General features: G+C 65.5%; 17 protein-coding genes. 12 read left to right on the forward strand and 5 right to left on the reverse strand.

Annotated features, from left to right (window positions below; translation table 11 throughout):
- Positions 1-221: 221 nt before the first annotated feature.
- The 7 genes from MUG98_RS14135 (at position 222) to MUG98_RS14165 (ending at position 7,480) form a co-directional block, all read left to right on the forward strand.
- Positions 222-1,691 carry an extracellular solute-binding protein gene (locus tag MUG98_RS14135; protein ID WP_265108087.1) on the forward strand — a complete coding sequence of 490 codons (1,470 nt, stop codon included), beginning with the start codon at positions 222-224 and terminating at the stop codon, positions 1,689-1,691.
- Entirely contained in the window at positions 1,688-2,701 is a 1,014-nt protein-coding gene (locus tag MUG98_RS14140) for a carbohydrate ABC transporter permease (protein WP_265108088.1), read from the forward strand. The genes MUG98_RS14135 and MUG98_RS14140 overlap by 4 nt, the downstream gene beginning before the upstream one ends.
- Position 2,702: 1 nt before the next feature.
- Complete coding sequence (locus MUG98_RS14145) at positions 2,703-3,710, forward strand: carbohydrate ABC transporter permease (RefSeq protein WP_265108089.1); 1,008 nt, start codon at positions 2,703-2,705, stop codon at positions 3,708-3,710.
- A gap of 2 nt (positions 3,711-3,712) precedes the next feature.
- The gene (locus MUG98_RS14150; protein WP_265108090.1) at positions 3,713-4,924 is read left to right on the forward strand and encodes an ABC transporter ATP-binding protein; all 1,212 of its coding nucleotides are present in this window, start codon (positions 3,713-3,715) and stop codon (positions 4,922-4,924) included.
- On the forward strand, positions 4,917-5,120 hold the full coding sequence (locus tag MUG98_RS14155; protein WP_265108091.1) for a DUF8005 family protein: 204 nt from the start codon (positions 4,917-4,919) through the stop codon (positions 5,118-5,120). The genes MUG98_RS14150 and MUG98_RS14155 overlap by 8 nt, the downstream gene beginning before the upstream one ends.
- A gap of 90 nt (positions 5,121-5,210) precedes the next feature.
- The gene (locus MUG98_RS14160; RefSeq protein ID WP_265108092.1) at positions 5,211-6,293 is read left to right on the forward strand and encodes a Gfo/Idh/MocA family protein; all 1,083 of its coding nucleotides are present in this window, start codon (positions 5,211-5,213) and stop codon (positions 6,291-6,293) included.
- Positions 6,294-6,511: 218 nt separating this feature from the next.
- Positions 6,512-7,480, forward strand: a complete 969-nt coding sequence (locus tag MUG98_RS14165) for a sugar phosphate isomerase/epimerase family protein (protein WP_265108093.1) — start codon at positions 6,512-6,514, stop codon at positions 7,478-7,480.
- A gap of 26 nt (positions 7,481-7,506) precedes the next feature.
- On the opposite strand, the gene kynU is transcribed toward MUG98_RS14165, so the two are convergent.
- On the reverse strand, positions 7,507-8,805 hold the full coding sequence (kynU, locus tag MUG98_RS14170) for a kynureninase (protein ID WP_265108094.1): 1,299 nt from the start codon (positions 8,803-8,805) through the stop codon (positions 7,507-7,509).
- 195 nt (positions 8,806-9,000) lie between these two features.
- Here kynU and MUG98_RS14175 point away from each other — a divergent pair, with 195 nt between their 5' ends.
- Entirely contained in the window at positions 9,001-9,966 is a 966-nt protein-coding gene (locus MUG98_RS14175) for an alpha/beta hydrolase (RefSeq protein WP_265108095.1), read from the forward strand.
- Positions 9,967-10,074: 108 nt separating this feature from the next.
- Positions 10,075-11,193 (forward strand): Gfo/Idh/MocA family protein, encoded by a 1,119-nt coding sequence (locus MUG98_RS14180; protein ID WP_265108096.1) that lies wholly within the window; start codon positions 10,075-10,077, stop codon positions 11,191-11,193.
- Positions 11,194-11,300: 107 nt separating this feature from the next.
- On the opposite strand, the gene MUG98_RS14185 is transcribed toward MUG98_RS14180, so the two are convergent.
- Complete coding sequence (locus MUG98_RS14185; protein ID WP_265108097.1) at positions 11,301-12,392, reverse strand: AI-2E family transporter; 1,092 nt, start codon at positions 12,390-12,392, stop codon at positions 11,301-11,303.
- A 149-nt stretch (positions 12,393-12,541) separates the two neighbouring features.
- Positions 12,542-12,790: a hypothetical protein gene (locus tag MUG98_RS14190; protein WP_265108098.1), complete on the reverse strand. Its 249-nt coding sequence runs from the start codon at positions 12,788-12,790 to the stop codon at positions 12,542-12,544.
- A 213-nt stretch (positions 12,791-13,003) separates the two neighbouring features.
- Between MUG98_RS14190 and MUG98_RS14195 the strand changes: the two genes are divergently transcribed.
- Positions 13,004-14,236 carry an HD domain-containing protein gene (locus MUG98_RS14195; protein ID WP_265108099.1) on the forward strand — a complete coding sequence of 411 codons (1,233 nt, stop codon included), beginning with the start codon at positions 13,004-13,006 and terminating at the stop codon, positions 14,234-14,236.
- Between the two features lie 50 nt (positions 14,237-14,286).
- Here the strand turns inward: MUG98_RS14195 and MUG98_RS14200 are convergent, their stop codons facing one another.
- Entirely contained in the window at positions 14,287-14,586 is a 300-nt protein-coding gene (locus tag MUG98_RS14200) for a DUF7130 family rubredoxin-like protein (protein WP_265108100.1), read from the reverse strand.
- A 201-nt stretch (positions 14,587-14,787) separates the two neighbouring features.
- Between MUG98_RS14200 and MUG98_RS14205 the strand changes: the two genes are divergently transcribed.
- Positions 14,788-15,810 carry an amidohydrolase family protein gene (locus MUG98_RS14205; protein WP_265108101.1) on the forward strand — a complete coding sequence of 341 codons (1,023 nt, stop codon included), beginning with the start codon at positions 14,788-14,790 and terminating at the stop codon, positions 15,808-15,810.
- 93 nt (positions 15,811-15,903) lie between these two features.
- Positions 15,904-16,380: a universal stress protein gene (locus MUG98_RS14210; protein ID WP_265112463.1), complete on the forward strand. Its 477-nt coding sequence runs from the start codon at positions 15,904-15,906 to the stop codon at positions 16,378-16,380.
- A gap of 124 nt (positions 16,381-16,504) precedes the next feature.
- Here MUG98_RS14210 and MUG98_RS14215 read toward each other — a convergent pair whose 3' ends face one another.
- Positions 16,505-16,675 (reverse strand): DUF1059 domain-containing protein, encoded by a 171-nt coding sequence (locus MUG98_RS14215; protein ID WP_265108102.1) that lies wholly within the window; start codon positions 16,673-16,675, stop codon positions 16,505-16,507.
- Between the last annotated feature and the right edge of the window lie 50 nt (positions 16,676-16,725).

A 16,725-nucleotide genomic window follows, 5' to 3' on the forward strand; every position in this document is an offset into this window, starting at 1 on the left:
TCGGCGACGACGCGTCGTGTCGCTGTTTTCGGCCGCGTGACCCAGTTCTAGAGGCGTCTTCGCGTCCGTGCGCAGACGGTGGGCCCTGCGAGAACGGTGCGCCGCCGATCCGTTCAGCGATCCCGACCGTCGTCGTCCGCTGACAGAATAGATCTGGTTAACTACACCTGTTGTAGTTGATCCATTAGGTATAAATACGAATAACCCTCATACTCTTTTCTATGAGTGAGAGATACTCACAGGGGAACGAGAACGAAGGCTCGAGCGTCTCGCGACGAACGTTCGTCAAGGCAGCGGGGGCCGGTGGAGCAGCCGTCGGACTTGCAGGCTGTATCTACGGGAACGAATCGTCCGACGATTCCGTGGTCTGGGGATTCGACCCGAACGCGGCGAACGAAATCGGCGACGAGATCGTCGAACTAGTTCAGAACAGCGGCGCAGACGGGGTCGACGTTCGGCTGCAGCCCGGTGACGAAGATACGGGGGCCCGGCGAGAGACGTACACGAACCTGCTCGAGGCGGGCGAAAGCCAGCCGGATCTGTTCCTGATGGACAACGGGTGGGTGAACATCTTCATCCAGCGCGGTCACATCGCGAACCTGAGCGAAGAACTCGACGACGACGAACTCTCGACGGTCGAGGACGAATACTTCGAGGCGTTCACCGCGACGACCCGCGATCCGGACAACGACGATCTGTACGGCGTCCCGATGTTTCCGGACTACCCGACGATGCAGTACCGCAAGGACTACGCGCGGGAAGCCGGTTACGGCGAGAGCGACTTCGAGACGTGGGCCACCGAGCCGATGACCTGGCAGGAGTGGGCCGAGATCACTCAAGAGATCGTCGACGCTTCCGACGCGGAATACGGACTCGCAACCCAGTGGGACCAGTACGAGGGGACGTCCTGTTGTACGTGGAACGAGGTCATGTCCTCGTTCGGCGGCGCCTACTTCGGCGGGCGCGACAACCTGTTCGGACCCGTCGGCGATCGCCCGGTGACGGTCGACGAACCGGAGTTCATCGAAGGGCTCCAGATGATGCGCACGTTCGTCGCCGACGAAGCGGACGAACACACGCTCGAGGACGAGTACCCGCTCGGCGTCGCCACCCCGGACATCACCTCCTGGGCGGAAGAAGACGCGCGCGAGGCCATTCTCAACGGGCAGGCAGCCATGCAGCGCAACTGGCCCTACGCCATCAACCTGAACACCTCCGACGCGGACGATCCGATCCCGGTCGAGGACTACGGCGCGATGCCGATTCCGTACGCCGTGACCGAAGACGAGGCCAACCAGCCGGGTACCGGCGGGACGACGTCTGCTCTCGGCGGCTGGCACCTGGTGCTTAATCCCAACTCCGAACGCAAGGAAGAAGCGCTCGAGGTCATCCGTGCGACGATGACTGACGATTTCAACCTCGGAATGTGGGACCTCTGGGGCTGGATCCCGCCGAAGCCCGCCCTCTTCGATACTGACGAAGTCAAGCAGGCCGAACCGATGGGCAATTACATGGAAACGCTCCGTGTCGCCGGGGAGAACGCGATGGCACGTCCCGTGACGTCGGTCTGGCCGGACGAGTCCAGCCGCATCGCGGAAGAAGTCAACCTCGCAGTCGCAGGAGAAAAGAGTCCAGACGACGCTGCCGCCGATCTCCAGGAAGGGCTTGAAAATATCGAAGCACAAGGATGAGTACCGAAGATAGGACGACCGGTCCCACACGACAATCGAACCGATCGGGGCCGGTCGTCGCGATCACGCGCTGGATGGAGAACCTCGGCGAGACAGGGTTCGCCTACCTGCTGTTGTCGCCGGTGATGCTCCTGCTGGGAGCGGTCGCGCTGTATCCGCTTTTGCGGACGTTCGAGCTGTCGATGTACCAGAACGTCCTCACTAACCCGGAGTTCGTCGGGTTCGAGAACTACGTGCAAATGTTCACTGGCGCGGCCGATCCGCGGTTCCCCGGATCGACCACGTTCCTCCCGGGTGTCAGCACCAGCGGTAGCTTCCCGTTCGTCCACTTCGACGGGTTGCTCCGGAGCGCGCTCGCAGTGACGCTCATCTTCACCGTCGTGAGCGTCTTCTTCGAGACGCTCATCGGCTTCGGGCAGGCGCTGGTGTTGGACCAGGACTTCCGTGGCCGCCGGTGGGTCCGCGCCGCGATCATCATCCCGTGGGCGATTCCGATCGTCATCCAGGGTATGATCTTCTATCTGATGTTCCACCCGACCGCCGGGTTCCTCGTGGAACCGCTGGCGGACTGGGGACTCGTCGCGCCGACCAATACCCTCAACGATCCGATAAGTTCGCTGTTGATCATCACGGTCGCGGACATCTGGAAGACGTCGGCGTTCATGGCGTTGCTCATCCTCGCCGGCCTCCAGAGCATCGATCGGAGCCTCTACGACGTGGCGAAAGTCGCCGGCGCGACCAAGTGGCAGGAATTCAAGCTGATCACGTTCCCGCTGGTCCTGCCGGCGCTCGGCGTCGCAATCCTGTTCCGGACGATCGACGCGATGCGGATCTACGGGCTCATCGACTCGGTGTCGGGTTGTACGACCGTTCCGTCGCTGTCGTGTATGGTCGTCGCGACGTTCAACACGAACCGCGGCCTCGCGTCCGCGATCGCGTTCGTCACGGCCGGAATCATCGGTATCGCCGTGCTGGGCGTCATCTACCAGCAGTACAAGGAGGGACTCTGAGATGGCGACTGCTTCCGAACCACCGGCGCAGTCGACCGACGACGACCTGGGGCCACTCGACCGGTGGACTCGCGGCGTCGTCAACGATCCCGAGAAACGCAGCCGGCTGTACAGGGCACTGTTCTACGTCGTGATGGCGTTTTTCCTCGTGACGACGTTGTTCCCGTTCTACTGGCTGCTGGTGCTGGCGCTGACCCCGAGCGGCCTGATTCGACGCGGTAACTGGGACGTGGCCGTACCCCTCCTCGGCGAGGTACCGTTCCCGAGGCCACAGGGGTTCAACGTCGTGGCCTTCGTGGAGGTGTTCCAGCAGGTTCCGTTCCACCTCTACGTGTTCAACAGCTTCGTGCTCGCGACGGCGACGACGATCATCGTCCTGGTCCTCGCGAGCCTTGCTGGGTACGTCTTCGGACGGCTCGAGTTCCCCGGCCGCGGGGCCATGATGCTCGCCATCCTGGCGATCTCGTACTTCCCGCCGGCGGCGTTCCTGATCCCGCTGTTCGAAGCGTTCCTCGGGAACCCGCTCGTCGTCCCATTCCTCGGGGTCGAACTGTTCGCGCCGCCGCGGCTGGTCAACACGCCGGGGTCGATGATCATGCCCTTCAGCGCGCTGTTCCTGCCGCTGTCGATTTTCATCCTCACCACGTTCTACTCGCAGATTCCGGACGGGCTCGAGGATGCGGCACGCGTCGAGGGAACGACCAGACTGGGCGCGCTGTTCCGGGTGATCATGCCGCTGTCGGCACCCGGCGTCGCGACCGCCGCCGTGTTGACGTTCATCGCCGTGTACAACGAGTACTTCTTCAGCTCGATCATGGCGCTGCAGAACGAGCCCTCCCAGTGGTCGCCGCTGGTGGGCGGTATCCTCAGCTACCAGACCCAGTACACAACGGATTTCAATCTGATGGCAGCAGCGAGTATCGTCGGCGTGTTGCCGATGTTGATCCTCGTCGTGGTCGCACAGGAAAAGATCGTCAGCGGACTGACTGAAGGAGCACTCAAGGAGTAACTATGGCACGCGTAACACTCGATAACGTCACGAAACGCTACGAAGACGTCGTCGCCGTCGACGAGATGAATCTCGACATCGAAGACGGCGAGTTCGTCTGTCTCGTCGGTCCCTCGGGCTGTGGCAAGTCGACGACGATGGAGACCATCGCCGGTCTCACGAAACCGACGGAGGGGACGATCCACATCGGAGACAGGGACGTCACGACCCTCCCGCCGAAAGACCGCGGGGTCTCGATGGTCTTCCAGAACATCGCGCTGTTCCCGCACATGGACGTCTACGAGAACATCTCGTTCGGCCTCCGGCTACGGAAGTACGACAAGGACGAGATCGATCGCCGGGTCGAACAGGCGTCCGACATCGTCCAGCTCGAGGGGATGCTCGATCGGGAACCGAACGAACTCTCGGGCGGCCAGCAACAGCGGGTCGCGATCGCTCGCGCGATCGTCCGCGAACCCGACGTCTTCCTGATGGACGAACCGCTGGCGAACCTCGACGCGAAGCTGCGCGTCCACATGCGAACCGAACTCCAGCGGCTCCACAAGCAACTGGACACGACCATCATCTACGTCACGCACGACCAGGCCGAGGCGATGACCATGTCCGATCGGATCGCGGTCATCAACGCCGGCGAACTGCAGCAGATCGATCCGCCGCTGACCTGTTACAACGAGCCGGCGAACCTGTTCGTGGCCGGCTTCATCGGCTCGCCGTCGATGAACTTCGTCGAGGGCGAACTGGCCGGCAGCGGGCTCGAGACCGATCACTTCGACCTCGAGTTCGATCCCGGCGACCTGGAGTCCGTCGACGACGGAATCACGATGGGAATCCGGCCCGAGGACATCTACCTCGAGCGGAACGCCGACGCCGTCGAGAGCAGTTCGGAGATAATCGAGGCGCGAACCGACGTCCTCGAGCCGATGGGTGACGAAATCTTCGTCTACCTCTCGCTCGACGGCGCGAGCAGCGAGATGATGACCAGCAACGAGGCCTCCGCCGCGTCGAACCAGTTGCTGATGAGCGTCGATCCGGACACCGACATCGCGGAAGACGAACCCGTGTCGGTCGTCCTCGATCGATCGAAGATTCACCTGTTCGAGACGGCCCCGGGAGAGGCGATCACGCACGGCATCGCGGACCTGTCGGCCCGGCAGCTTGCGGGTGGCAACGCGGAGGCCGCGGCGGAAGCCGAATCCGGTGGCCAGCATGAGTAGCCTCGTGCCGATCGTCTACTACGGCGGGCTGACGGTCCTGTTTTTCTTCTGGATCTACGGGATCGTCTCGTTCGCCCTCGACGTGAAGAACAAGATCCTCCCGGGAATCAGACAGTATCGGCGCAACAGACACCGACGCAACCGACAGCAGGAACACGACAATGAGCGACAGGAGAACGAAGAGCAGTTGTACTGAGCGCAGCGGCGGTCCCCGCGCGCAGCGAACGACGATCGGAGACGTCGATCGAGCGGAGTCGGCCGAACGTAACGAGTCAGTGGAGGATCGATGACGTCGGGAGCGCCATCCGTCCGGACCGGCATCGTCGGGCTCGGAAACATCGGCCAGCACCACGCCGATCGACTCGCGGAACTCGGCGTCCCCCTCGTGGGCGGGATGGACGTCTCGGCCGAGGCGCGCGACCGATTCGCCGATCGCTACGGCGTCGAGACCTACGCGGATCACCACCGCCTCTTCGACGACATCGACGCCGTCGTGATCACGACCCCCAACAAGTTCCACGAGGAGTACGCCGTCGAGGCCTTCGATCGCGACCTGCACGTCCTCCTCGAGAAGCCGCTCGCCCACTCGATCGAGAGCGCCGAACGGATCGCCGACGCGGCCGCGGACGCCGACAGTACGTGCATGGTCGGGTTCAACAACCGGTTCCGGAACACGGTCCGACTGCTCCGGGAGCGGATCGATCGCGGCGACCTCGGCGAGGTGACCCACGTCGAGGCGAATTACGTCCGTCGGCGCGGCGTACCCGGTCGCGGATCGTGGTTCACCCGACGCGAAATCTCCGGTGGCGGCGCGCTCATCGACCTCGGCGTCCACGCGATCGACCTCGCGCTGTACCTGCTCGGCGACCCCGACGTCCAAGAGGCCTCCGGCGTCACCCGATCCGAGTTCGGCTCACGCGAGGACTACGCGTACCTCGAGATGTGGGGCGACGACAGCGGCCCGGGTGCGTTCGACGTCGACGACTCAGCGAGCGCGTTCGTTCGCTGTGCGGGCAACCGGACGATCTCGCTCGAGGTCGCGTGGGCGACGAACCGGCCGCCGACCCACGAGTTCGTCATCCGCGGGACGGAGGCCGCCGCCCGGTTCGACCTCATGGAGAACGAACTCACGCTCCACTCGGCGAGTTCCGACGGGACGGACCACTTCGTGGACGCGACCATCGAACCTCGCGAGAACGACCCGCACGCGGCCGAACAGCGAGCGTTCTTCGAAGCGATCGACGCCGGGCGCGAGGACGGCAGCGGCGTCGAGGAGGCGCTGACCGTCCAGCGGATCGTCGACGCGATCTACCGATCGAGCGCCGAGGGACACACGGTATCGCTGGAGAAGCGACTCCAGGAGGTCTGACTCGGACTCCGGACGGGCCGATCCGGAGACTCCAGGAGGTCTGACCCGGAGACGGAGGCCCCGATCGGCTTCGGCGCGACCGTCGGGACGGAACGACGCGACCACCGACTCGGCCCGGACTGAAAGCCCGAAAATCGATCCTAGAGCTGCGCTACCCGTCAAATTGTACGATTTTCCAGCACTGGATTTATGGTCGGTGATGCCGTCGGATTCACCGTATGGATATCGGCGTTCACACCCCGCCACTGGCGGACGAATCGCTCGAAGGCGCACTGGAGTACCTCTCGAACATCGGCGTCGACGCGATCGAACCGGGCGTCGGCGGCTATCCCGGCGACGACCACCTCGTCCGCGACGACTATCTCGACGACGAGGACGCCCAGGCGAACCTTCACGGCCTGCTCGACGAGTACGGGATGCACGTTAGCGCGCTCGCGACGCACAACAACCCGCTGCACCCGGACGACGATCGGGCCGACGAGGCCGACGCGGAACTTCGGGAGGCGATCGAACTCGCCGACCAGCTCGACGTGAATACGGTCACCTGCTTCTCGGGACTGCCCGCCGGCGGTCCGGACGACGAGGTCCCGAACTGGATCACGGCCCCGTGGCCGCCGGAACACGCCGAGGCCCACGAGTACCAGTGGGAGGTCGCGGTCGACTACTGGACCGACCTCGCGGCGTTCGCGGACGACCGCGGCGTCGATCTGGCGATCGAGATGCACCCGAACATGCTGGTCTACGAGCCCCACGGGATGGCCCGGCTGCGCGAGGCGACCAACGAGCGCGTCGGCGCGAACTTCGACCCCTCACACCTCTACTGGCAGGGCATCTCGATCACCGACGCGATCCGCTTTCTCGGCGAGCGCGACGCCATCCACCACTTCCACGCGAAGGACACCCGAATCTACGAGGAACAGGCCCGAGAGAAGGGGGTCCTCGACACGACCGCGTACGACGACGAACCGAACCGCTCGTGGCTGTTCCGATCGGTCGGCTACGGCCACGACGAGTCCCACTGGAAGGACCTCGTCTCGACCCTGCGGATGGTCGGCTACGACGGCACGCTGAGCATCGAGCACGAGGACTCGCTGACCAGTTCCCGCGAGGGACTCGAGAAGGCCGTCGAACTGCTCGATCGGGCTCTGTTCCGGGAACAGCCCGGGGAAGCCTACTGGGCCGAGTAGGGAATACACGTCTTTCTCTCTGCCCGTCACGTCACCTCGTCGCCGACGTCTGCGTTCTCGTAGTCGCGATTCGTGAGAACCTCTCGAAGCTGCTCCGTGAACTCCCAGACGTCGACGAAGCGAGTGTACAGCGGTGCCGGACAGACTCGAACGATATTCGGCGGGCGGAAGTCGACGACGATGCCGCGCTCGCGGAGGGTTTCGCTGACACGTTCCGCCTCGGGGTGTTCGATTGCCACGTGGCCGCCCCGCTCGTCCGGGGCCCGCGGTGTAGCGATCGAACAGTCCAGATCCGCGAGCCGGTCGTCGACGAGCGCGATGAGATACGAGGTCAGCGCGAGCGACTTGGCTCGAATCGCGTCGATACCGGCCTCGTCGACGAGCTCGAGCACCCCGGCGAGGGGCGCGGCACTGAACACCGGGACGGTCCCGATCTGCCACGCCCCGGCCGAATCGGCGGGCGTGAACCGCTCGCGCAGTTCGAACTGGGTTTCCTTCTCGTGTCCCCACCACCCCGCCAGCGCCGGGGTCGTACCGAAGTGACGGTCGTTGACGTACAGTCCGGCGATCGCACCCGGTCCGGCGTTGAGGTACTTGTAGTGACACCAGACCGCGAAGTCGACGCCGACGTCCGAGAGGTCGTGCGGGACGACGCCGACCGAGTGTGCGAGGTCGAACCCGGCGAGTGCGTTCCGTTCGTGGGCCGCACTGGTGATGCGCTCGATATCGAGCAGTTGTCCGCTTCGATAGAGCACCGACGGCATGAACACGATGCCGACCTCGTGGTCGTCTACCGCGGCAACGATGTCAGCCTCCGCGATCGTGCGGCCGTCTCGGCTCTCGACGACGTGGAGGTGTTCGTCCGGATCGTACCCGCGCTGGCGCAACTGTGCACGGATCGCGTAGTGGTCGGTCGGGAAGTCGAGTTCGTTGACCAGAATCCCCGGCGGGCGGTCCCCTCGAGCGTCCAGAAACGTGCCGACGAGCGTGTGGATGTTGACCGTCGTGGAATTTGCGACGACCACCTCCTCGCCGTCGGCACCGACCAGCGGCGCGAGGTCGTCTCCGAGCGACTCGCCGTACCAGAACCAGGGCCGGCCCGCGTCCGTCCATCCCCTGATACCGAGCTCCCGCCACTCCTCGACCGCTCGCTCGAGTGCCTGCTCGGCCGCATCCGAGATCGGTCCCAGCGAGTTGCCGTCCAGATAGATGTCGTCCGGAACGTCGAACCGATCTTGAAACCCCGAGAGCGGGTCGTCGGCGTCCCGACGGCGGGCGTACGCGACGCCGTCGTCGTGAGTTCGGTCCGGGTCGAAATCGTCCATGGGGTACGGTTGGACGGGTCCGACTGAAACGTTTCGACGTCCGCACGCTCACTGGTATCGTACTCACGGAACTCGTCCTTCCGTCCCCGTGGGGTTGCGGGGTGGTGGGCACCGACGACACGCGTCACTCGTCGCGCTCCGACTGCCTCGACACGATGGGAACCGCTAATTGGGAGTCGGTACGTGGAACGGCGTATGGATCGAGACGCAGCCGACGAACTGGACCCGCAGTTCGCCGACGTTCTCCGGGAGGGCCGGGTAGCCGACCTCCCTCCGTGGCACAGCATGTCCGTCGCCGAAGCGCGGCGCGTCGAAGACGAGGCGTTTTCGGCGGGAACCGGGCCACCCGTCGAGGAGGTCGTCGGCCGGCGTATCGACGGACCCGGCGGTGACCTTTCCCTGCGGATCTACTGGCCCGAAACGCCGGCCGAGGCGACGAACGGTTCCCTGCCGGCGCTGGTCTTCTGTCACGGCGGCGGCTGGGTCCTCGGCACGCTCGATTCCGCCGACGACCTCTGCCGGGAGTTCGCGACGCGCGTCGGTTCGGTGGTGATTTCGGTCGACTACCGACTGGCACCCGAGCATCCGTTTCCCGCGGCCGTCGAAGACGCCTGGGCCGCCCTCGAGTGGACGCGCGACAACGCCGATTCGATCGGCGTTGATCCCGATCGCCTGGGCGTCGCGGGGACCAGCGCCGGGGGCGGCCTCGCCGCCGCAGTCGCGCTCCGAGCGCGCGATCGAGACGTTTCGCTGGCTGCGCAGGTGCTCTGTTATCCGATCCTCGACCGCGATTTCGACGCTCGATCGTACCGCGAGCACGCCGACGCCGTGCTCCTCTCTCGCGCGGATATGGAGTGGTTCTGGGAGCAGTACCTCGCGGATCCCACCGACGCCGACGATCCGCTCGCAGCGCCGTTGCGCGCCGAGACGCTTGCAGGCTGTCCGCCCGCCGTGATCGCAACTGCCGGTCACGACGTACTCCGGTCCGAGGGAGTCGCGTACGCCGACCGACTGGAAGCGGCCGGCGTCGAGACCCACCACTTCCACTATCCGTCGCTCGCGCACGGATTTCTGAGCCTCACCGACGACGTCGACCGCGCCGCGGTCGCGATAGACGAGATAACCACCGCGATCGGAGGGAACGGGTCGTCGTTGCTGTGACGTTTCGGCTCTCGAGACGTCGGCATTTCCGCTTTCGAGACATATCCGGACACGAACTCGATCGTCGGGACGAAAACTTCTAACTATAGCTGTTGTGAACGAATACACATGACGCTCGAAGTCGGCGTACTCGGCTATCGGTTCATGGGGAAAGCTCACGCAAACGCCCTCTCTCGGCTCCCGATGTTCTTCCCGGACGCCCCGGACGTCGAGCGGAGCGTGCTCGTCGGCCGCGACGAAGAGGCACTGCGCGAGGCGGCGGATCGACTCGGGTTCGACTCGATCGCGACCGACTGGGAACCCGTCGTCGACGACGTCGACGTCTTCTACAATCTCGGGCCGAACCACGTCCACGCCGAGCCCTCGATCGCCGCGCTCGAGGCCGGCACGCCGGTTTTCTGCGAGAAGCCGCTCGCGCCGACCCTCGAGGACGCCCGGCGGATGACCGACGCCGCCCGCGACGCCGGCGTCACGAACGGTACTGCGTTCAACTACCGATTCGTCCCCGCGATCCGGTACGCGAAAGGGCTGCTCGACGACGGCGAACTCGGGGAGATCCACCACGTCCGCGGGCGGTACCTCCAGGACTGGCTCGTCGATCCCGACGCCCCGTGGTCGTGGCGCAACGACGAGGTGATGGCCGGTTCCGGCGCGCTCGGCGACCTCGGCGCGCACACGGTCGACCTGCTTCGCTTCCTCGTCGGCGACGACGACCTCGCGGGCGAGATGGAGCGCGTGAGCGGCCACTTACAGACCTTCGTCGATAAACGACCGGTGGAGGGCAGCGACGAAACTCGCCCCGTCACCGTCGACGACGCCTACTCCGCGCAGGTCGCGTTCGAAAACGGCGCGATGGGAACCCTCGAGGCCTCGCGCTTCGCGAACGGCCACAAGAACGACCACACGATCGAGATCCACGGCTCGAAAGGCAGTCTCAGGTTCTCGCTCGAACGCCTGAACGAACTCGAACTCCTGCGGGAGGGTGATCGAGGCTACGAGACGATCCTCGTCACGGACGCGGACGACCCCTACGTCGACCACTGGTGGCCGCCGGGCCACGTCATCGGCTGGGAGCACACCTTCGTCCACGAGAACTACGAGTTCCTGAGCGCGGTCGCCGCCGAGGAGGACTTCGCGCCGAGCTTCGAAGACGGTCTCGACGCCCAGCGCGTACTCGCGGCGATCGAGGAGAGCGACGAGCGCGGCGAGTGGGTCTCGATCGAGTAGCGACCGGTTCGATCCGACCGCGTCGAGGCCGATTCTCCCTGATTTCTCTGCTTCGGATCGGTTTCGTCGTGCAATACGCGGTCATCTCACTGGCAACGCTCAGCGCATCACTCGGAGAGGAGCGTGCTCGCGAGGACGGGGAATCGCCGGTGGGAAAAATGTACCGCGAGCACGACGACGATCGGGCCGAGAAACAGGCCGTACCAGCCGAACGCCAGCGTCCCGAGGAAGTACCCGAGGAGGACGAGCCCCATGTGAATCCCGCTTCGTGCGGAGAGTAACGACCGGGCGAAGAAGTCAGGTACGGTGTCGACGACGGTGAACGAGAGGAGGAAAAACACGATCGGCTGCCAGAGCGGCGTGGGGGTCGCAAGCGACAGGACGAAGAGGTACAGCCCGTACGGCACGTAGACGATTTTCATTCCGACGGCCGGGATCAGCGTCCCGATACCGATCAGAAAGGCGAGCAACACCGGCGTGGCGACGACCTGGCCGCCCGACGCGAACAGGTTCAGCGCCACGTAGGTACCGGCGGCGATGACGGCCGCCACCCCGACGATTGCGAGGTTGCCGACGAAAATCGTCTCGAGGTCGTCGTCGACGGCCTCGAGGAACGAGACGATATTCTCGTCGTGGTCGACGCTCCGTGAGAACCACCGTCGAAGCTTCGAGTCGTCTCGCAGCAGGTAAAAGAGGAACGTGATCATGAGGAAGAACCGCACGAGGATCCCGAAGACGGATCCGGCGATCGACGAGAGCGGGCCGAGAGCGCCCGGAAGCCCCTGTTGGAGCGCAGCGGCGATCGATTGGCCAGTGTCCGAGGCGAGCGCCTCCCGAAAGCGGTCCACGTCCCCCTCGCGAGCCACCGAGAGGTACGGATCGAGGGCCGACCGGTAGGTCTCGAGGTCGCTCGCGGCGAGGAACTGGTCGAGTTCGCGAAGCGCCACGAGCCCCGCGTAGCCGACGACGGCCATCATCGGGAGAACGACGAGCAGGATCGTGATCGAGGCCGTGACGTTCGGATGGCCGACGCGACGATCGAGCAGGCGGTTGAGTGGACGGGTAGCGTAGTAGAGGAAGATCGCGAAGAGCAGGGTCCCGAGGTAGCTGTAGAGGGCGAATCCGATCGCGACGGCAATGGCCAGACCGAGACCTGTCCAGATGGCACGGCGGCCGTTCCACCCGTGGAACGCGCACATGGTCCGTAAACGAGGGCGCGCAGCAAAAGCGACCGGCGTGACACTGCACGCAGTTGCAGGGGCCTTCGGGTGCACGTCACGAGCGCGGGGTTCTGCTACGCCCAGCGTCGCCGTACCCAGGTTCACGCAGTCGCGTCGGCCGGCGTCGCTCACCCGGATTCGACGCGGACGACGTTGTGGATCTCGTCGTAGCGGACGCTCCCTTCGTCGAGCGGCTGTCCGTCGAGTTCGAGGTAGCCGGGTTCGATCCCCGTCACTGTTCCGCTGTGTTCGGGATCGTCCGCCCCCGTTCGATCGGCCTCCCAGACCTGGACCTCGTCACCGACCTCGACGTGTTCGGCGACGAGTTCGGCGATCTGTTGCTCGTCCAGATGCGGTGGTATCGTGAGTTCGGTCATCCGTAGCGTCCGGACGTCGACCGCCACGCCATTAGGGATAGTGCTGGCAATCGCGACCCTCGTGGTGATCGTCCCCGCGTGAGCGCGGGAGGTGCACGGCGGGAGCACAAACAGCGAGTGATCGGCGCGCGAAAACCACACTGATCCCCCGATCGTCGCCGCCCGTCCTCCCGTTCACGACGGTTTTTGTGGGAGAACGCCCAATGGAGGCCCATGAAAATCATCAAGGATAGCGTCCACGACCACATCCAGGTCGAGGGTGTGGCACGGGACCTCATCGATACGCCGGCCGTCCAGCGACTCCGGCGGATCAGCCAGCTGGGGACCGTCTCGCTCGTCTACCCCTCTGCCAACCACACCCGCTTCGAGCACAGCCTCGGCGTCTATCACCTCGCGTGTGCGGGCCTCGAGCAGCTCGGTATCGAGGGAACACAGGCCGAGCGCGTCCACGCGGCCGCGCTCCTGCACGACGTGGGCCACGGCCCGTTCAGTCACAACCTCGAGTCGCTGACCCACCGCCGGACGGGCCGCTACCACGACGACGTCCACGACCTCCTCGACGAAGGGCAGGTCGGCGACGTCCTGCGGAATCACGACCTCGATCCCGACGCGGTCGCCGACCTCGTCGCGGGCGATGGCCGGTTCGGGCAACTGGTCTCCGGCGAACTCGACGTCGATCGGATGGACTACCTCGTCCGGGACGCCCACCACACTGGCGTTCCGTACGGAACGATCGACACGGGCCGGCTGGTCCGGGAACTGACGTTCGCCGACGGCGAACTCGTCCTCGACGAGGGAAACGTCCAGACCGCCGAGAGCCTGCTGGTCGCCCGGGCGCTGATGAATCCGACCGTCTACAGCCACAGCGTCGCCCGGATCAGCAAGGCGATGCTCCGTCGCGCGGCCGAACGGCTGCTCGAGGCCCCCGACGCCGACGTCGACGCCGCCACCCTCCAGCGGATGGACGATCACGACCTGATCGTCGCGCTCCGATCGTGTGACGAGACGGGCGAGTTCTCGCGACGGCTCGACCAGCGGGACCTGTTCAAGCGGGCGGTGTGGGCCGAGATGGACGACGTGCCGGGCGGGATCATCGAGGCCGACCACGAGGCGATACGGGCGTTCGAGCGCGACATCGCGAGCGAGGCAGCCGTCGATCCCGAGGCGGTGATCCTCGACGTTCCGAGTCGACCGTCGATGACGGAGTCGACGTCGCGCGTGATGGTCAACGGCGAGATTCGGCCCCTCGAACACCAGTCGCCGCTGGTCGGGGCGCTCCGGGCCGCCCAGTACTCGCAGTGGCGGCTGGGCGTCTACTCGCCGGCCGAGGTGCGCGATCGGGTCGGCCGGGCCGCCGTCTCCGTGCTCGGTCTCGACATCGAGGGGGCGCTGGTGAGCGAGGTCCGGGACGGGCTGGACGCGACGCTGGACCAGTTCGTCGAGTGATCGGCGGCGGGCGACCGCGTCCGCCGATCGGCTCCGGTCACGCGTCGCGGTCAGTCCTCCGCCCAGTAGTAGAGTTCCTCGCGCGGAGCACCGCAGTCCGGACACTCGGGGGGTAACTCGTCCTCGATCCGGCCCAGTTCGCCGCACTCCCAGCACCGCCACATAACGTAGTCCTTCCCGGTGATGTCTCGAGCCTCGCCGATGGTCTTCTCGGGGGACGCGTCGGGCGCGAGCACGTAGAACCCGTCGTCGTCGACGCCGCGGACGGTGCCGAGTTCCGTTCCGTCGTCGTCGTAGACCGTCTGGCCAACCGTGACGCCAGCAAACAGGTGGTCGTCCCGTTGACTCATACTCGAATGTGTGGTATGGTCACGCATAGTCGTTACCCACGGCTCTCCTCCCGCGACAGGTCAGTCCGTGAATGCGAACGCCGGGCCCGTTCTCGATCGGCCGGTTGGCGCAGCGGTTCTCGGACAATCGATTCGGGGTCGATCCCGCGACCGACGATCCGACCCCGAACCGTTGAAGGGACTCCCCACGAACACTCCTCCATGGAACGAACGGGGACGATACTGCGAGGGCGGGACTTCGACCCCGTCGAAGGACGACTCGTCGTGGACGACGACGGCCGAATCGAGGCCATCGAGGAGGAGTCGGTCGACGGCACCGACGTCATCGTCCCGGCGTTCGTCAACGCTCACACCCACATCGGCGACTCGATCGCCAAGGAAGCCGGCGGCGGACTCTCCCTCGAGGACCTGGTCGCTCCGCCGGACGGGTTGAAACACCGGCTGCTCCGGGCGGCCTCCCGCGAGGAACTGGTCACCGGGATGCGCCGCTCGCTCCGGTTCATGCAACGCGGCGGGACGGCAGCCTGCCTCGATTTCCGCGAGGGTGACGTCGTCGGCGTCCGGATGCTCGAGGAGGCCGCCGACGGCCTCGACGTCGAGGCGCTCGCGTTCGCCCGGGGTTCGATCGACGCCATGCACGAGGGGGCCGGCTTCGGTGCGAGCGGTGCCAACGACGACAGGTTCGATCGGGAACGGGCGGCGACTCGGGAGGCAGGAAAGCCGTTCGGGATCCACGCCGGCGAGGTCGATTCGAGCGACGTCGATCCGGCGCTGGACCTCGAACCGGACTTCCTGGTGCACGTGGTCCATCCCGAGCCGGATCACCTGGACCGGGTGGCCGAGCAGGACGTCCCGATCGTCGTCTGTCCCCGATCGAACCTCGTGACCGACGTCGGCTTCCCACCCGTCGACGAACTCGCCGAGCGGACGACGCTCGCGCTCGGTACGGACAACGTGATGCTCAACTCGCCGTCGATGTTCCGGGAGATGGAGTTCGTCGCGAAGTGTTCCGACCTGCCGGCCGAGGAAATCCTCCGGATGGCCACGATCAACGGTGCCGAACTCGCGAACCTCGAGTACGGCGTTCTCGAACCGGGACGCGAGGCCGAATTCCTGGTTCTCGACGGGGACTCGGACAACCTCGCCGGGGCACGGGACCCGGTCCGGGCCGTCGTCCGGCGTGCCGGCGTCGACGACGTCAGCGAGGTCGTGTTCGGGGGCTGACGGGGTGGTACTCGGCCCGCCCGGACCTATCGTCGCTGCTACACGTTCACGTAACGTTATGCCCGTGGGTGCGGTATGATATCTAGTAACAAGATGTACGACTGTATCCTCGTCCCGACCGACGGGTCGGAAGAGGGCGAGTACGCCCTCGAGTACGCGTTCGACCTCGCGCGCGCCCACGACGCAACGGTTCGCGTGCTGTACGTCGTCAACGTCGCCGGCTACGGCGGCCTTCCCATGGAGACGGCGTGGGAAGGGATCAGCGACGCACTGTACACGGAAGGCGAAGGCGCCGTTGAACGAGCCAAGGAACTCGCACCGGACGACGTCGAAGTCGAAACCAGCGTGCGCGAGGGGGCACCGAGTCGAACGATCATCGAACGGGCGGCCCCCGAGAACTGCGATCTCGTCGTGATGGGCACCCACGGCCGCGGCGGCATCGATCGACTCCTCCTGGGGAGCGTCGCGGAACGGGTCGTCCGCCGGGCCGACGTCCCCGTGCTTACGGTCCGGGTCGGCGACGAGAAAGGCGACGAGGCGGCCGAACGGTCACCCGTCGCCGTCGAGTAAGGGCGAGTTCTCCGCGGGACGCGTCGCGCCGTCGATACGCACAGCGTCGGCGTCGGTCTGTACTCCGGTCGGCGGAGGTCGTAGTACGGGGCCACGAGCGACCGTCGCAGCGACGCGCGTGGTCTCAGAGTTCCTCGATATATGGCGCGACGTCTTCGTCGGTGACGTCCCGCCCATGGACGTCCTTCAGGTGGGACCGTGCAGCCTCGTATATCGACTCCTCGAACTCGCTGTAGACGACCACGTCGCAGTCGGCGACGTCGTGGCATTCGAATCGATACCGTTCCGTGACCATGTGAAATCGAGTAGCGCAAACATCATGTACCTGCTGCTTACGGGGGACGG

This window comes from Halosolutus halophilus, from assembly GCF_022869805.1.
In the GTDB taxonomy this organism is placed as follows: Archaea; Halobacteriota; Halobacteria; order Halobacteriales; family Natrialbaceae; genus Halosolutus; species Halosolutus halophilus.

What these genes read in the sequence shown, in the direction of transcription:
- MUG98_RS14180 (WP_265108096.1), top strand. Translation starts at nt 10,075, where the DNA reads ATGACGCTCGAAGTCGGCGTACTCGGCTATCGGTTCATGGGGAAAGCT.
- MUG98_RS14175 (WP_265108095.1), top strand. Translation starts at nt 9,001, where the DNA reads ATGGATCGAGACGCAGCCGACGAACTGGACCCGCAGTTCGCCGACGTT.
- MUG98_RS14210 (WP_265112463.1), top strand. Translation starts at nt 15,904, where the DNA reads ATGTACGACTGTATCCTCGTCCCGACCGACGGGTCGGAAGAGGGCGAG.
- MUG98_RS14135 (WP_265108087.1), top strand. Translation starts at nt 222, where the DNA reads ATGAGTGAGAGATACTCACAGGGGAACGAGAACGAAGGCTCGAGCGTC.
- kynU (WP_265108094.1), bottom strand. Translation starts at nt 8,805, where the DNA reads ATGGACGATTTCGACCCGGACCGAACTCACGACGACGGCGTCGCGTAC.
- MUG98_RS14155 (WP_265108091.1), top strand. Translation starts at nt 4,917, where the DNA reads ATGAGTAGCCTCGTGCCGATCGTCTACTACGGCGGGCTGACGGTCCTG.
- MUG98_RS14160 (WP_265108092.1), top strand. Translation starts at nt 5,211, where the DNA reads ATGACGTCGGGAGCGCCATCCGTCCGGACCGGCATCGTCGGGCTCGGA.
- MUG98_RS14215 (WP_265108102.1), bottom strand. Translation starts at nt 16,675, where the DNA reads ATGGTCACGGAACGGTATCGATTCGAATGCCACGACGTCGCCGACTGC.
- MUG98_RS14145 (WP_265108089.1), top strand. Translation starts at nt 2,703, where the DNA reads ATGGCGACTGCTTCCGAACCACCGGCGCAGTCGACCGACGACGACCTG.
- MUG98_RS14205 (WP_265108101.1), top strand. Translation starts at nt 14,788, where the DNA reads ATGGAACGAACGGGGACGATACTGCGAGGGCGGGACTTCGACCCCGTC.
- MUG98_RS14200 (WP_265108100.1), bottom strand. Translation starts at nt 14,586, where the DNA reads ATGAGTCAACGGGACGACCACCTGTTTGCTGGCGTCACGGTTGGCCAG.
- MUG98_RS14165 (WP_265108093.1), top strand. Translation starts at nt 6,512, where the DNA reads ATGGATATCGGCGTTCACACCCCGCCACTGGCGGACGAATCGCTCGAA.
- MUG98_RS14185 (WP_265108097.1), bottom strand. Translation starts at nt 12,392, where the DNA reads ATGTGCGCGTTCCACGGGTGGAACGGCCGCCGTGCCATCTGGACAGGT.
- MUG98_RS14140 (WP_265108088.1), top strand. Translation starts at nt 1,688, where the DNA reads ATGAGTACCGAAGATAGGACGACCGGTCCCACACGACAATCGAACCGA.
- MUG98_RS14195 (WP_265108099.1), top strand. Translation starts at nt 13,004, where the DNA reads ATGAAAATCATCAAGGATAGCGTCCACGACCACATCCAGGTCGAGGGT.
- MUG98_RS14150 (WP_265108090.1), top strand. Translation starts at nt 3,713, where the DNA reads ATGGCACGCGTAACACTCGATAACGTCACGAAACGCTACGAAGACGTC.
- MUG98_RS14190 (WP_265108098.1), bottom strand. Translation starts at nt 12,790, where the DNA reads ATGACCGAACTCACGATACCACCGCATCTGGACGAGCAACAGATCGCC.